Source organism: Stutzerimonas urumqiensis (assembly GCF_003640395.1).
Lineage (GTDB): Bacteria > Pseudomonadota > Gammaproteobacteria > Pseudomonadales > Pseudomonadaceae > Stutzerimonas > Stutzerimonas urumqiensis.
This window is the reverse complement of sequence record NZ_RBZQ01000004.1, coordinates 265,428-280,554: the sequence shown is the minus strand read 5'-3', so window position 1 is coordinate 280,554 and position 15,127 is coordinate 265,428. Positions and strand designations below refer to the sequence as shown.

Sequence of the window (15,127 nt, the reverse complement as noted above, 5' to 3'; positions counted from 1 at the left end):
CTGATGAGGAGTCCCTGCATCAGCGTGTGCGAATTCGAGGAAGGCGTCTGCTGTGGATGCGGTCGCACGCGAGACGAGATCAAGCGCTGGAAGAAACTCGACAAGCCGGAGCGTCGCGCCCTGTTGGCCGAGTGCGACTTGCGGCTGCTGGCCCTGGAGGCCACCGGGCGCCGTCGCTTCAAACGCTGACCGTCGCTAGCGGCGCCCGGCCAGGTAGCTGTCGTAATCCGGCACCCGACAGGCGTGGGCCTGATCGAGCAGCGGGCTCGATAGCAGGTAATCGGCGCTGCTCTCGTTACTGGCGACGGGGATGTTCCAGACCGCGGCGACCCGTAGCAGCGCCTTGATGTCCGGGTCGTGCGGCTGGGATTCGAACGGGTCCCAGAAAAACACCAGCAGGTCGATCCGTCGCTCCGCGATGCGCGCACCGATCTGCTGGTCGCCACCGAGCGGCCCGCTGATCAGACTCTCGACCGCAAGCCCGAGGCGGTGGTCGAGCAGCATTCCGGTGGTTCCGGTCGCGATCAGCTCATGGCGGGCGAGACGCTCCCTTTGCCGATCGGCCCAGGCCAGCAGATGCTCCTTGCAGTGATCGTGGGCGACCAGTGCGATGCGCTTTCGCGCAGGGAGCGTGGCATCCACATAGGCGATGCGGGACATGGCGTTCTTCCTTGGGTTCGGCGTTGCCGCGCGGATCAGGCGGCGGCAAACAAGGCGCGACAGGTGTCGAGCATGCGGTTGGAGAAGCCCCATTCGTTGTCGTACCAGGCCATGACTTTCAACATGCGGCCGGCGACCTTGGTGTGGTTGGTGTCGAAGATCGAGGACATGGGGTTGTGGTTGAAATCGCAAGAAACCAGCGGCAGGGTGTTGCAGGCCAGGATAGGCGAACGCTCCGCCGCGGCCAGCATGGCGGCGTTGACGTCGGCGGCCGTGGCATCGCGTGCGATCTGCACGGTGAGGTCCACCAGCGAAACGTTGATTACCGGTACCCGCACGGCCATGCCCGTCAGCTTCCCGGCGAGCTCCGGCAGCACCAGGCCGACGGCTTCGGCCGCACCGGTCTTGGTGGGAATCATCGACTGGGTCGCCGAGCGCGCCCGATACAGGTCGCTGTGGTAGACGTCGGACAGGTTCTGGTCATTGGTGTAGGCGTGGATGGTGGTCATCAGCCCTTGCTCGATACCGAACTCGCGCGAAAGGACCTGCGCGACCGGGGCCAGGCAGTTGGTGGTACAGGAGGCATTGGAGATGATCTGGTGCGACGCGCGCAGGCTGTCGTGGTTGACGCCATAAACGATGGTCGCGTCGACTCCCTTGCCAGGAGCCGAAATGATCACCTTGCGGGCGCCGGCCTCGAGGTGGGCGGCGGCCTTGTCGCGGCTAGTGAACAGACCGGTGCACTCGAACACGACATCGACCTGGTGTTCCTTCCACGGCAGTTCCGCCGGGTTTCGGATGGCGCTGACGGCGATCACGTCGCCATTGACGACCAGTTGTCGATCGTTGGCCTCGACCTGGCCATCGAAATGGCCATGGACGGTGTCGTATTGAAGCAGGTGCGCATTGATCGCCGGACTGCCGAGATCATTGATCGCGACCACTTGCATGTGCTCGCGGTAAGTCTGGCTGTACAAGGCACGCAATACGTTGCGTCCGATACGGCCGAAGCCATTGATGGCGATGCGAATGGTCATGGGGGCTCCAGTGAAAAATGTTGTGGGAATTACAAGATTATTCCTGTCAAAATAGAAATCAAGCCACCGGTTATCCAATTTTGTTGATAAAGCTACGCCGAGTATGTGCAGGAGCGATGACATGCACCCGCGAGTCCTTGAAGTTACAGAACGTCTGATCGAACGCAGCCGGCCGACGCGTGAGCGCTACCTCGCCATGATGGCGGCGGCGGCGAGCAACCGGCCGCTGCGGTCGGGATTGCCGTGCGCGAATTTCGCCCACGGCGTCGCTGGCTGCGGCCATGCGGACGACAAGCAGCGGTTGAAGCTGATGAACGAGGTCAATGTCGCCATCGTGTCGGCTTACAACGACATGCTCTCGGCGCACCAGCCTTACGAGCATTTTCCCGAGCAGATCAAGCAGGCGCTGCGTGACGTCGGCTCGGTCGGCCAGTTCGCCGGTGGCGTTCCGGCGATGTGCGATGGGGTCACCCAGGGCGAGCCGGGCATGGAAATGAGCCTGGCCAGCCGCGAAGTGATCGCCATGTCCACCGCCGTCGCGTTGTCGCACAACATGTTCGATGCGGCGCTGATGCTTGGCATCTGCGACAAGATCGTCCCTGGCCTGATGATCGGCGCGCTGCGCTTCGGCTACCTGCCGACCGTCTTCGTCCCGGGCGGCCCGATGCCGTCGGGCATCCCCAACAAGGAGAAGGCCGAGGTCCGGCAGCGCTACGCCGAGGGCAAGGCGAGCCGTGAGGAGCTGCTCGAGTCGGAAATGAAGTCCTACCACAGCCCCGGCACCTGCACCTTCTATGGCACCGCGAACACCAACCAGGTGGTCATGGAAATCATGGGGTTGCACCTGCCGGGCTCGTCGTTCGTCAATCCGTACACGCCGCTGCGCGATGCACTGACGCGCGAGGCCGCCATCCAGGTGACGCGCCTGACGGAACAGGCAGGCGAGTACCTGCCGCTGTGCCGGATCGTCGATGAAAAGGCCATCATCAATTCGGTGGTCGCGCTGAATGCGACGGGCGGATCGACCAATCACACCCTGCACATTCCCGCGTTCGCCCGTGCCGCCGGCATCCAGCTCACCTGGGATGACATGGCTGATCTTTCCGCCGTCACGCCAACGCTCGCCAAGGTCTATCCGAACGGCGCGGCCGATGTGAATCACTTCCATGCCGCCGGCGGCGTCGGCTTCATGATCCGAACACTGCTCGATGCCGGCCTGCTGCACGAAGACGTCAACACCGTCGTCGGGCATGGTCTCAAACGGTATCTGCGCGAGCCTTACCTCGAAGGCGGCAAGCTGGCCTGGCGCGACGGCACGCCCCAAAGCCTCGATGAAGGCATCCTGCGACCGGCCGCTGAGCCCTTTTCGCCGGAGGGTGGCTTGCGGGTCCTGGAGGGCAACCTTGGCCGTGGGGTTACCAAGATTTCCGCGGTTGCGCCTGAGCATCGCATCGTCGAAGCCCCGGCACGGGTGTTTCACGATCAGGCCGAGCTGGCCGCCGCCTTCAAGGCCGGTGAGCTGGAGCGCGATTTCATCGCGGTGGTCCGCTTCCAGGGGCCGAAGGCCAACGGCATGCCGGAGCTGCACAAACTGACGCCGTTCCTCGGCGTGCTGCAGGATCGCGGGTTCCGGGTGGCACTGGTCACCGACGGGCGCATGTCGGGCGCATCGGGCAAGGTCCCGGCTGCCATCCATGTCTGCCCCGAAGCGGTCGATGGTGGCCCGCTGGCGAAGGTGCGCGATGGCGATATCGTGCGCATCGACGGGGTCACCGGGGAGCTGGTCGTCAAGGTCGATGCCGCCGAGTGGGCGGCGCGCGAGTGTGCCGCCGCGCCGGCCGACACCGGAATCGGTTGCGGTCGTGAGCTGTTCGCCTTCATGCGGGACGCCTTCAGTTCGGCAGAGAAGGGCGCCAGTGCCTTTACTGAAGCGCTGGAGGCTCTCAAGTGAAGACAGCGCTGGTTGGAGACATCGGTGGTACCAATGCACGCCTGGCGCTGTGGCAGGACGGCCAGCTGGCCGACGTCCGGGTGCTGGCCACGGCCGACTTCCCACGACCCGAAGATGCCGTTCGCAGCTATCTCGAGCAGATCGGCCGAACGGTCGAGTCGCTCGAAGCCGTCTGCCTGGCCTGCGCCGGCCCCGTTGGCGGCGACGAGTTTCGTTTTACCAACAACCACTGGCGCTTGAGTCGGTCGGCCTTCTGCGAAGAACTCGGCGTACGCGACCTGTTGCTGATCAACGACTTCGCCGCGATGGCGCTGGGCATGACGCGTCTGCAACCAGGCGAATCCGTGGCCGTCTGCGATGGCGTGTCCGAACCAGGGCGTCCGCGCCTGGTGATCGGCCCCGGCACGGGGCTGGGCGTCGCGACGCTGTTGCCGCTGAGCAATGGCGGTTGGAGCGCAATACCGGGCGAGGGAGGGCATATCTGCCTGCCGGTCGGCACCGAACGTGAAGCGGCCCTGTGGACGCATGTGCACCGAGCCATCGGTCACGTCAACGCCGAGGCGATCCTGAGCGGCGGCGGCTTGCGTGCCCTCTATCGCGCCAGTTGTGCCTTGGATGGACGAGAGGCTTCGCTGCAATCGCCGGCCGATGTCACCGCCGCAGCTTTGGCTGGCGACACGTATGCCCAGGCCGTGCTCGATCAGTTCTGTTGCTGGCTGGGACGCGTGGTGGGCGACAACGTGCTCACGGTCGGCGCCCGGGGCGGGGTGTATATCGTCGGCGGCGTGGTGCCGCGTTTCGCCGATTTCTTCTTGCGCAGCGGCTTCGTTCGCAGCATGCGCGACAAGGGCAGCATGAGCCGGTATTTCGACGGCATTCCCGTATGGCTGGTAACCGCCGAATACCCGGGCCTGGAAGGTGCGGGTGTGGCATTGCAGCAGGTGATGGACAGTCGGCGCTGATATGGCGGATACGAAAAAGGCCCCTGCGCAGATTGTGTGAAAACTACTGCGCTCGGTTATGCCGCGTTAAAAACAGGCTCGGAATGCTCATTTACAGCTCGTAAACTCCGCTTCCTCGCCTGTTTTTGCCTTGCCTAACCTTCGCTCGCTACGTTTTCACACAAGCTGTGGGGGCCTTTTCTTTCGCTTTCGAATCAGTGGAACTGATTCATGGTGTTGTCTTTGCCGCCTGCCTTCAGGGCTGCTTCACCGGCGAAGTACTCCTTATGGTTGTCGCCTATATCGGAGCCAGCCATGTTCTGGTGCTTCACGCAGGCGATGCCCTGACGCAGTTCCTGACGCTGAACGCCCTTCACGTAGGCCAGCATGCCTTCTTCGGCGAAGTAGCCCTTGGCCAGGTTGTCGGTCGACAGCGCCGCGGTGTGGTAGGTCGGCAGCGTGATCAGGTGGTGGAAGATGCCCGCTTCGCGAGAAGCGTCCTTCTGGAAGGTGCGGATCTTCTCGTCGGCGATCTTGGCCAGCTCGGTGTCGTCGTACTCGACGCTCATCAGCTTGCTGCGGTCGTAGGCGCTGACGTCCTTGCCCTCGGCGCTCATGGCGTCGAATACCTGCTGACGGAAGTTGAGCGTCCAGTTGAACGACGGGCTGTTGTTGTACACCAGCTTGGCGTTCGGGATGACTTCACGGATGCGGTTGACCATGCTGGCGATCTGGCCGACGTGAGGCTTCTCGGTCTCGATCCACAGCAGGTCGGCGCCGTTTTGCAGGGACGTGATGCAGTCCAGGACGACACGATCTTCGCCAGTGCCCTGGCGGAACTGGAAGAGACCGCTGGCCAGGCGCTTCGGGCGCAGCAGCTTGCCGTTGCGGTTGATGACCACGTCACCGTTTTTCATCTCGTTGACGGAGATTTCTTCGCAATCGAGGAAGGCGTTGTACTGGTCGCCCAGGTCGCCTTCCTGCTTGGTCACGGCGATCTGCTTGGTCAGGCCGGCGCCGAGCGAGTCGGTGCGGGCGACGATGACGCCATCGTCCACGCCCAGCTCGAGGAAGGCGTAGCGAACGGCGTTGATCTTGGCGAGGAAGTCTTCGTGCGGAACGGTGACCTTGCCGTCCTGGTGGCCGCACTGCTTCTCGTCGGAAACCTGGTTTTCGATCTGGATGCAGCAGGCACCGGCTTCGATCATCTTTTTGGCCAGCAGGTAGGTGGCCTCGGCGTTGCCGAAGCCGGCATCGATGTCGGCGATGATCGGTACGACGTGGGTTTCGAAGTTGTCGATCTGGTCCTGGATCTGGGCTTCCTTGGCCTTGTCGCCAGCCTGGCGTGCATCGTCCAGCGCGCTGAACAGCAGGTCCAGCTCGCGGGCATCAGCCTGGCGAAGGAAGGTGTAGAGCTCCTCGATCAGGCTGGAAACCGCCGTCTTCTCGTGCATGGACTGGTCGGGCAGCGGACCGAAATCCGAGCGCAGGGCAGCGACCATCCAGCCGGAGAGGTAGAGGTAGCGCTTGTTGGTGGTCTTGAGGTGTTTCTTGATGGAGATGAGCTTCTGCTGGCCGATGAAGCCGTGCCAGCATCCCAGCGACTGGGTGTAGAGGGAGGTGTCGGCGTCGTATTCGGCCATGTCCTTGCGCATGATCGCAGCAGTGTACTTGGCGATGTCCAGGCCGGTCTTGAAGCGGTTCTGGGTGCGCATGCGAGCGACGTACTCGGGGTTGATAGCGCTCCAGCTGTTGCCGGCGGCTTCTTTCAGAGCGGCAACGGCCTTGATGTCATTCTGGTAAGCGGACATGGTCAATCCTTCAAAGTTGGGTTAGTGAGCACCGACTTTCCCACTGGAACCTGCGTGCTAGCGCTGTTCATGCTGCAACGCGGTAGATGTCGATCGACGACCGGGGCGAGGATTGAACCGAAGGAGGGGTTGTGCAGACGTCATCGGCAGGACACCCAGACCATCGCGTTCGGCTCGTGGATGCCTTGGCGAAGGAGCGGACGATACCCGTGATGCGCGAGTTGCTTCCCCGTCCCTCAGGACGACTCGTTCCAGTCGCAACCTCGTCAGTCCACCTTGTGGGCAGTACAGGCACGGAGCCGCTCGGCTGGTTGGCTGGAGCGTGCTCCGGAACCCTCTTTCGAGGGCTCTGGTTAGCGGGAGCGAGGCCATCATGCTCCGGGGAAAAAGGAGCGTCAATCGCTTTGTAGTGTTTTTTTGTAGCTACTACATATTTTGGCTACATGACCTTCCGGTCACTCGATTACTTCTACCTTCAAGCGCAGGCCGAAGTCATCTTCGGATTGGGTGGAGTAACGGCGAAGCGTTCCCCGATCGGTTGCAATACGCTGCTCGCCTACGCCGCCGATGTAGATCCACTCACCCAATCGTCCGCTGACCCGGGTGTCGGCGCGCTGCCGATCGATCGTGTCGGGGTGGACGGAGTCAATGCGTTCACGCTGGCTGCTCAGCACTACCTGCACGCGTTCGCCGACCACGGTCGCGGTCGCATAGAAGCCGCGCGTCACGTCTCGGGGCTCGACGTGTTGGTAGATCTGCCCGTAGCCATCGGTGACGGTGGTGGTCATCGGTACCGTCTCGCCGACCTCGATCAGCGCCGGATAGCCCTCCGTGGTGCGAACCTGTTGCACGCCATCCCCTTGGCTGGAGGTGCTGCGCCGGATGATGCGAATGCCGTCGCGCCCTTGAGTATCTGTGCCGACACTGACGCCGCCGGCGTCGATTTCGCCATTCACCCGGTAGCCGTCCTCCGTGATCGCTCCTACCTCGCCGGTGGCGACCGTGATGAGCAGTTCCTTCGGCGGCGTATCCAGCTCGCCGAGGACCCGCTTCACTTCTTCGATGACCTCCGGCGATGCGCTGATGACCAGCTGATTGCGATACGCCGAGACGGTGCCGTGTCCGGCAATGACCGATTCGGCGATCGGCATGATCTCGTCCGCCGTTCGGTACCCCAGCGGAAGCACCTCGGTGGCCGCGGTGGCGGTGGTTGAAAGGCATGCAAGCAGGAGGCAGGGAAGCAATGACTTCATAACGACAGACTCCGAAGGTCCTGGCTGTGAACCCCTTGTTCCCAGTCCTGGTTGAAGCGTTTGAGGTGCGCCCGCGCCTTGGCCGGCGATGCCTGCAAGAAGAGGCCCTGCGGTCGTGCAGCGTCACGGCGCACCATCAGTTGGCGGTCGTCCCCGATGAGAAAGGCGTCACGCTCCCGGATGGCATCGGGACGCAGCACCCTGATCTCGATTCGGCTGGTCAGCCGGCGGGCAAGCCGCAACAGGCGATGGCCCTCTCGGATGGCGCGCGATGGATCCTGCAGAAGAATGTGCAGACGATTGCGCGGATGCCGCACGAGAAATCGTGCACAGGCCTGTTCGAACGGAGGGGTGTCATACAGCCAGGGATCGAAGTCGTGGCTGTACAGGGAGAGGTGGCGGCGAGTGCCGGTGATCAGCGCCACGGCGCATTCGTGGGCATCGCCAGCGCCAAACCAGATGGCGTCCGGTCCCGGCAGGGCGCTGGACACCGATGCCGGCACCCGCCGTACCGCCATGCCAGTCGACAGGGGTACGTAGTCAATGGGTGGCAAATCGTCCGATTCAGGCGCTGCGTCTGACCATCTCGACATGTGGAATGCCCGCCTCGAGGAATTCATCGCTGACGATGGTAAACCCGAGTCGCTCGTAAAAGGAGCTGGCATGCACTTGGGCGGTCAGCCATTGCTCCCGAACACCCTTGGCCTCGGCTTCGCGAATGGCGGCATGCATCAGCGCTTCGCCGACATGCAGACCACGCCAGTCACGCAGTACCGAAACACGACCGATATGGCCGTCGCTGAGCAGTCGAGCGGTACCGATCGGGTAATCGCGCTCGTATGCCAGGAAATGCACGGCACGTTCATCATCGGCGTCCCATTCCAGTTCCGGCGGCACCGCCTGTTCGGCAACGAAAACCGTCTCGCGGATTCGCCTGATCTCGGCGTTGTCAGCCGTCCAGTCGGCAACGCGTACCGTGATCTCACTCATCGGCGAACTCCAGGCTGCCTTGCTTGACCAGCTGATGGAGCAGCTCGGCGGCGTCCGGATCCTTCAACCAGGCGGCGAGATTGCCGGCATGGAGGCTCTCGGCTGCGCAGATGAGTTTCAGCAGATCCTTCAAATGCGTAGGGAGCAGCGTGCTCTGACCGCTGGCGAACAGCAGCAGGCCGATGTCCACCTCGCTCCAGGCCATCCGTGCGCTGGGGTGTCTGACCAGCACCGCGCCCTCGTCGATGGCCTGAGCCAATTCGTCGGCTTCGAGCTCGGCGCCGACGATTCTTTCCGGATAACGCGGCTCGGTCATGAATTGTCCGAACCACGTCAGCAACAGGCGCTCGTCACCCATGTGCTCGGCCAGCAGGGCCTTCAGGCGATCCAGTGCGTCGGTCTGGATCTGGTAGGGGTCCTCGGCGGGTTGCAGGTCCGGATCGGCATAGCGCTCCTCGTCGGAGACGAACTGCGCGAGAAAGTCGGTGAAATGGGTCAGCACCTCAGCGGCGCTCGGCGCGCGGAAGCCTATCGAGCAGGTCATGCACTCATCGACCGCGGTGCCGAAATGAGCCAAGCGAGGCGGCAGGTAGAGCATGTCTCCCGGTTCCAGCACCCATTCTTCCGTCTGCTGGAAGTCAGCGAGAATCTTGAGGTCACCGTGCTCGAGTAGCGCTGTGTCGGTCGCGCACATCTGGCCGATGCGCCACCGGCGGCGGCCCTGCGTCTGGAGCAGGAACACGTCGTAGTTGTCGAAATGCGGGCCGACGCCACCGCCCGGCGCGGCATAGCTGATCATGACGTCGTCGATCCGCCAGTTCGGAAGGAAGTCGAACTGGCGCGTCAGGTCCGCCACTTCGGGCACCCACTGGTCGACGGCCTGGACGAGCAGGGTCCAGTCTTGCTCGGGGAGCGCGCTGTAGGTCTGCTCGTCGAACGGGCCGCGACGCAGCTCCCAGGACGTGGTGCCATGCTCGAGCACGATGCGCGACTCGACATCTTCCTCGAGCGATAGCCCGGCCAGCTCGTCGGGGGAGAGGGGGCTGGTATAGCCGGGAAACGCCTGCCGAACCAGCAAGGGTTTCTTCTGCCAATAGTCCCTGAGGAACTCCCGTGCGCTGAGGCCACCAAGTGCTTGAATGGGTTGATCGGAAGTCATGACCGGACCTGCATGGAAGGCTGTAATAAAAACGCCCGGCACAGCCGGGCGTGCGGTGTTCGACGAGTCGTCAGATACGTTTGGCCTGTTCGACCGCATTGCCGATATAGCCAGCCGGCGTCAGCGCGCGAAGCTCTTCCTTCGCCCGGGCCGGAATGTCGAGCTGGTCGATGAACTGACGTAGCGCATCGGCGCTGATGCCCTTGCCGCGGGTCAGCTCCTTGAGCTTCTCGTAAGGGTTGGCTACGCCATAGCGGCGCATCACCGTCTGTACGGGCTCGGCGAGCACTTCCCAGCAGTTGTCGAGGTCTTCGGCGATACGCTGGGTATTGAGTTCCAGCTTGCCGATGCCCTTGAGCGAGGCTTCATAGGCAATGAGGCTGTGTGCAAGGCCGACACCTAGGTTGCGCAGCACGGTCGAATCGGTCAGGTCCCGCTGCCAGCGGGAGATCGGCAGCTTGCTCGCCAGGTGTTGCAGCAGTGCGTTGGCGATGCCCAGGTTGCCTTCCGAATTTTCGAAATCGATAGGGTTGACCTTGTGCGGCATGGTCGAGGAGCCAATTTCGCCCGCGACAGTCTTCTGCTTGAAGTAGCCCAGCGAAATGTAGCCCCACACGTCCCGATCGAAGTCGATCAGGATGGTATTGAAGCGTGCAATCGCATCGAACAGCTCGGCGATGTAGTCATGAGGCTCGATCTGGGTGGTGTAGGGGTTCCAGACCAGGCCGAGGTCGTCTTCGATGAACGTGCGAGCGTTGGCTTCCCAGTCCACGTCGGGATACGCGCTGAGGTGGGCGTTGTAATTACCCACCGCACCGTTGATCTTGCCAAGCAGCGGCACGGCCTGGATCTGTGCGAGCTGACGCTCCAGGCGGTACACGACGTTGGCCATTTCCTTGCCCAGCGTGGTCGGCGATGCAGGCTGCCCGTGGGTCCGGGACAGCATCGGGATGTCGGCGAAGCGAACGGCCAGCGCGCGTATGGCTTCGGTCACCTGGCGCATCAACGGCAGCATGACCGTGTCACGGCCTTCCTTGAGCATCAGCGCATGGGACAGGTTGTTGATGTCTTCGCTGGTGCAGGCGAAGTGAACGAATTCGCTGTTGGCGGCCAGTTCCGGGAGCTGCTGGGCGTGCTCCTTGATCAGGTACTCGACCGCCTTGACGTCATGGTTGGTGGTGCGCTCGAACTGCTTTACCCGCTCGGCATGGTCAACCGAGAACCGCTCGGCGAGTTCTTCGAGCACCTCGTTGGCCTGCGAGGAAAAGGGTTTGAGTTCGGGTATCCCATCATGTGCCGCCAGGCGTTGAAGCCAGCGCACTTCGACGAGCACGCGAAAACGGATGAGTCCGAACTCGCTGAAAATCGATCGCAGTGCCGTGGTTTTGCTGCCGTAACGGCCGTCGACAGGGGAAATTGCGGTGAGCGAGGAAAGCTGCATGTGTCGTTCTCAGGCGGGCGGGCTGACGGGCGGGCTGAAAAGGGGGCGCATAGGATACCCGAAACTGCCTCTCATGCCTGCGGCCAATTCACCCCCGGTCCGCACGCATGAGCCGGTAAAGTTCATCGAGCAGCCGCCGCCGCGCCAGGAGGAATTGCCAGCGGTGCCCGCCAACCTGGCGCCATAGGCGTGCCGAGCGGATGCCGGCGAACAGCAGTGCCCGAATCCGGGCGGCATTGTCGCGCTGTTGCAGGTGACGCATGTCGCCATGGACCTGGATGCGCTGACGGAAGGTGCTGAGCGTCTCCTCATAGAGTCCGCCGAACGAGGCGATGACGTTCTCATGAGTGAGGCCGAAGTGCTGGGATTGCTGTTCGATCTGAACCAGCCGATCGCCAATCAGACCCAGCATGTCGTTGCGCTTGGCAAGTTGCCGCTCGAGGCCAAGCATGGCCAGCGCATAGCGGAGCGGCTGGCGCTGCAACTCCGCGGCGTTCCGTTCCAACGCGCTGACCAGCGCCTTGTAGCCATCCTGCAGATAAAGGTCGTCGCCTCCGTAGACATCGATCGTGCGCGCCGGATTGGTCACCAGCAAACTGCCCAGCAGGCAGCTCAGCGAGGCCGACGGCGCCTGGCCGGTACGCGCGATACGGTCGACCAGCACCGCCGCTTCGAAGACGGCGCCGAGGGCGGTTACCTGGTCGGTGATGCCGCTCATGTCGGCTTGCCTGCATCGAGCGCGGATTCGATCACGCCGCCACCGAGGCACACCTCTGCGTCGTAGAACACGACGGACTGCCCCGGGGTCACCGCTCGTTGGGGCTCGTCGAACGTCACGACGTAGCCATCGGCCGATCGCGACAGGGTGCAGGCCTGGTCGCTTTGGCGGTAGCGAACCTTGGCCGTAAGGCGAAGCGGGGTCGAAACATCGACCGGATTGACCCAGTAGATATCGGAAGCGGTCAGCGTGCCGGAAAAAAGCATGGGATGTTCGTTGCCCTGGGCGACGATCAGGACGTTGCGATCGAGGTCCTTGCCGACGACATACCAGGGCGTTGGGTCCGCTTCGCGCAAGCCGCCTATGCCAAGCCCTTGCCGCTGTCCGATGGTGTGGTACATCAAGCCGCTGTGCTGTCCGACTGCGACGCCTTCGGTCGTTTCGATCGCGCCAGGCTGAGCGGGGAGGTACTGCTTCAGGAAGTCGGTAAAGCGACGCTCTCCGATGAAGCAGATTCCGGTCGAGTCCTTTTTGCGGGCGGTCGCGAGTCCGTGCTTTTCGGCGATCGCGCGAACCTCGGGCTTTTCCAGTTCACCGACCGGAAAGAGTGTCCTCGCCAGTTGCTCACCGCCAACGGCGTGAAGGAAATAACTCTGGTCCTTGTTCGGGTCCAGTCCCTTCAACAATTCGCAACGTCCGTGCCGGTCCCGGCGCCTCACATAATGGCCGGTGGCGATGAGATCGGCGCCAAGCATCAGGGCGTAGTCAAGGAACGCCTTGAACTTGATCTCGCGGTTGCAAAGGATGTCCGGGTTCGGGGTCCGTCCGGCGCGGTATTCGGCCAGAAAGTGCTCGAACACGTTGTCCCAGTACTCCGCAGAGAAGTTGGCCGTGTGCAGCTTGATACCCAGCGTTTCGCACACCGCCTGGGCGTCGGCGAGATCGTCTTTGGCCGTGCAGTATTCGGTGCCGTCGTCTTCCTCCCAGTTCTTCATGAACAGGCCTTCGACCTGATATCCCTGCTCGAGAAGAAGCAAGGCCGAGACGGACGAATCGACGCCGCCGGACATGCCGACGATGACGCGGGGAGAGGCTTGATCTGGCATAGGTTCGCTATCGAGAAAAACGCCGCGGATATTACCAGCTAACCGGAGTGTTACGCGAAACGGGCAAAGGACCTGACGCCCTGGTCAGCCTCATCGAATCAGATCGAGCGGGTAGGTCGGGCCGTTCAGGTAATCCCGGATGCAGGTCATCACCAGCTCGCTTCGCCATTGTCCGCGCAATGTATCCAGCTCGTCCGGGGTGAGCCATCTTGGGCCGATGATACCGTCATCAAGAGGGTGGTCGGCCCGGTGCCGACGTGCCTGGCCGGCGAAGCAGATTCGCTGGTAGGTCGTACCGTTGCTCGGGGCGGTGTAGAGATATATGCCGATCACGCCGGTCAGTTCGATTTCCCAACCCGTCTCTTCGAGCGTCTCGCGTATGGCGGCGTCCCTGAGACTTTCGTCTGCTTCCAAGTGGCCAGCAGGCTGATTTAATACCGCCTTTCCTTCGACGAGCTCCTCGACCATGAGGAAGCGACCCATTCGTTCGATGACGGTCGCCACGGTGACGTGAGGGACGAATGGCATTCCAGGGCTCCTTGGATGGTGGCGGTTAGGGTATCCGCATCGGTACTGATTCAGCTTGCGGGCCGCTCCGGCGGTTGCCAATGCCTTTCGTTGAGCGGCGCGCGCATGCCGAAGTGCGTGACATTTGCGCGGAATGCTACAAAAATGTCGCGCTTCTGAGAAAGCGAGAATCCAATCCGCCGCATGATCATGCGGCGATCTGTCCGACCCTCGAAAAACGGAGTCAAGCATGGGATACCAAAAGATCCAGGTGCCTGCCAATGGTGACAAAATCACCGTGAATGCCGACGGTTCCTTGAACGTTCCGAATAACCCGATCATTCCCTTCATCGAAGGCGACGGCATCGGTGTCGACATCAGCCCCGTGATGATCAAGGTGGTTGATGCCGCCGTGCAGAAGGCCTACAGCGCCGACCGCAAGATCGCATGGATGGAAGTTTTCGCGGGCGAAAAGGCGACTCAGGTATACGACCAGGACACTTGGCTGCCCAAGGAAACCCTCGAAGCCGTTCGCGACTACGTCGTTTCGATCAAGGGCCCGCTGACCACGCCGGTCGGTGGCGGAATTCGCTCTCTCAATGTCGCCTTGCGCCAAGAGCTCGATCTGTATGTCTGCCAGCGGCCCGTTCGCTGGTTCAATGGCGTGCCCAGCCCTGTGAAGAAGCCTGGCGACGTCGACATGGTGATCTTCCGTGAAAACTCGGAAGACATTTATGCAGGCGTCGAATGGAAGGCTGGCTCTGCCGAGGCGGACAAGGTCATCAAGTTCCTCACCGAAGAAATGGGCGTCAAGAAAATCCGGTTTACCGACATGTGCGGTATCGGCATCAAGCCCGTTTCGGAAGAGGGCACCAAGCGCCTGGTGCGCAAGGCACTGCAGTACGCTGTCGACAACGACCGTGACTCGATGACCCTGGTGCACAAGGGCAACATTATGAAGTTCACGGAAGGCGCCTTCAAGGAATGGGGCTACGAAGTGGCCCGTACCGAGTTTGGTGCCGAGCTGCTCGATGGCGGTCCCTGGATGCAGTTCAAGAACCCGAAGACCGGCAAGAACATCGTCGTCAAGGACGTTATCGCGGACGCCATGCTGCAGCAGATCCTGCTGCGTCCGGCCGAGTATGACGTGATCGCTACGCTGAACCTGAACGGTGACTACCTGTCCGATGCGCTCGCGGCAGAAGTGGGCGGCATCGGCATTGCCCCCGGCGCGAACCTGTCAGACACGGTGGCCATGTTCGAAGCCACGCACGGCACCGCCCCCAAGTATGCTGGTCAGGACAAGGTGAACCCGGGCTCGGTGATCCTCTCGGCCGAGATGATGCTCCGCCACATGGGCTGGACAGAAGCCGCGGATCTCATCATCAAGGGTGTCGACGGTGCGATCACGGCCAAGACCGTGACGTATGACTTCGAGCGCCTGATGGATGACGCCAAGCTCGTTTCCTGCTCGGGCTTCGGTGACGCAATCATCGCTCACATGTAAGGAGCGATGAACAGAAAAGGCCGATCGATTGATCGGCCTTTTTCAT

General features: G+C 62.3%; 15 protein-coding genes. 4 read left to right on the top strand and 11 right to left on the bottom strand.

Going from position 1 to position 15,127, the window contains the following annotated elements; translation table 11 throughout:
• Positions 1-3 precede the first annotated feature (3 nt).
• Positions 4-189, top strand: a complete 186-nt coding sequence (locus D7325_RS09620) for a DUF1289 domain-containing protein (RefSeq protein WP_162988030.1) — start codon at positions 4-6, stop codon at positions 187-189.
• Positions 190-195: 6 nt separating this feature from the next.
• On the opposite strand, the gene D7325_RS09615 is transcribed toward D7325_RS09620, so the two are convergent.
• Both D7325_RS09615 and gap read right to left on the bottom strand, forming a co-directional pair.
• Positions 196-660, bottom strand: coding sequence for a methylglyoxal synthase (locus D7325_RS09615; protein ID WP_120995337.1), 465 nt, complete (start codon positions 658-660; stop codon positions 196-198).
• A gap of 35 nt (positions 661-695) precedes the next feature.
• The gene (gene gap / locus D7325_RS09610) at positions 696-1,697 is read right to left on the bottom strand and encodes a type I glyceraldehyde-3-phosphate dehydrogenase (protein ID WP_120995336.1); all 1,002 of its coding nucleotides are present in this window, start codon (positions 1,695-1,697) and stop codon (positions 696-698) included.
• A 121-nt stretch (positions 1,698-1,818) separates the two neighbouring features.
• Between gap and edd the strand changes: the two genes are divergently transcribed.
• Both edd and D7325_RS09600 read left to right on the top strand, forming a co-directional pair.
• Complete coding sequence (edd, locus tag D7325_RS09605) at positions 1,819-3,648, top strand: phosphogluconate dehydratase (RefSeq protein ID WP_120995335.1); 1,830 nt, start codon at positions 1,819-1,821, stop codon at positions 3,646-3,648.
• Complete coding sequence (locus tag D7325_RS09600; protein WP_120995334.1) at positions 3,645-4,610, top strand: glucokinase; 966 nt, start codon at positions 3,645-3,647, stop codon at positions 4,608-4,610. The genes edd and D7325_RS09600 overlap by 4 nt, the downstream gene beginning before the upstream one ends.
• Before the next feature lie 194 nt (positions 4,611-4,804).
• Here D7325_RS09600 and D7325_RS09595 read toward each other — a convergent pair whose 3' ends face one another.
• The 9 genes from D7325_RS09595 to D7325_RS09555 form a co-directional block, all read right to left on the bottom strand.
• Positions 4,805-6,400 carry an isocitrate lyase gene (locus tag D7325_RS09595; RefSeq protein WP_120995333.1) on the bottom strand — a complete coding sequence of 532 codons (1,596 nt, stop codon included), beginning with the start codon at positions 6,398-6,400 and terminating at the stop codon, positions 4,805-4,807.
• 455 nt (positions 6,401-6,855) lie between these two features.
• Positions 6,856-7,653, bottom strand: coding sequence for a secretin N-terminal domain-containing protein (locus D7325_RS09590; RefSeq protein WP_120995332.1), 798 nt, complete (start codon positions 7,651-7,653; stop codon positions 6,856-6,858).
• Positions 7,650-8,144 carry a DUF7931 domain-containing protein gene (locus tag D7325_RS09585; RefSeq protein ID WP_162988029.1) on the bottom strand — a complete coding sequence of 165 codons (495 nt, stop codon included), beginning with the start codon at positions 8,142-8,144 and terminating at the stop codon, positions 7,650-7,652. Before D7325_RS09585 ends, D7325_RS09590 begins: the two co-directional genes overlap by 4 nt.
• A 73-nt stretch (positions 8,145-8,217) precedes the next feature.
• The gene (locus tag D7325_RS09580) at positions 8,218-8,643 is read right to left on the bottom strand and encodes a GNAT family N-acetyltransferase (protein WP_120995330.1); all 426 of its coding nucleotides are present in this window, start codon (positions 8,641-8,643) and stop codon (positions 8,218-8,220) included.
• Positions 8,636-9,802, bottom strand: coding sequence for a ribosomal protein uL16 3-hydroxylase (locus D7325_RS09575; protein WP_120995329.1), 1,167 nt, complete (start codon positions 9,800-9,802; stop codon positions 8,636-8,638). Before D7325_RS09575 ends, D7325_RS09580 begins: the two co-directional genes overlap by 8 nt.
• Positions 9,803-9,872: 70 nt before the next feature.
• Positions 9,873-11,243, bottom strand: a complete 1,371-nt coding sequence (gene purB / locus D7325_RS09570) for an adenylosuccinate lyase (RefSeq protein ID WP_120995328.1) — start codon at positions 11,241-11,243, stop codon at positions 9,873-9,875.
• An 88-nt stretch (positions 11,244-11,331) separates the two neighbouring features.
• Positions 11,332-11,961, bottom strand: a complete 630-nt coding sequence (gene hflD / locus D7325_RS09565) for a high frequency lysogenization protein HflD (RefSeq protein ID WP_120995327.1) — start codon at positions 11,959-11,961, stop codon at positions 11,332-11,334.
• Positions 11,958-13,067: a tRNA 2-thiouridine(34) synthase MnmA gene (gene mnmA / locus D7325_RS09560; protein WP_120995326.1), complete on the bottom strand. Its 1,110-nt coding sequence runs from the start codon at positions 13,065-13,067 to the stop codon at positions 11,958-11,960. Before mnmA ends, hflD begins: the two co-directional genes overlap by 4 nt.
• Positions 13,068-13,157: 90 nt before the next feature.
• Positions 13,158-13,595 (bottom strand): NUDIX hydrolase, encoded by a 438-nt coding sequence (locus D7325_RS09555; RefSeq protein ID WP_120995325.1) that lies wholly within the window; start codon positions 13,593-13,595, stop codon positions 13,158-13,160.
• 229 nt (positions 13,596-13,824) lie between these two features.
• On the opposite strand from D7325_RS09555, the gene icd reads away from it, so the two are divergent.
• Complete coding sequence (gene icd, locus D7325_RS09550; RefSeq protein ID WP_120995324.1) at positions 13,825-15,081, top strand: NADP-dependent isocitrate dehydrogenase; 1,257 nt, start codon at positions 13,825-13,827, stop codon at positions 15,079-15,081.
• Positions 15,082-15,127: the final 46 nt, after the last annotated feature.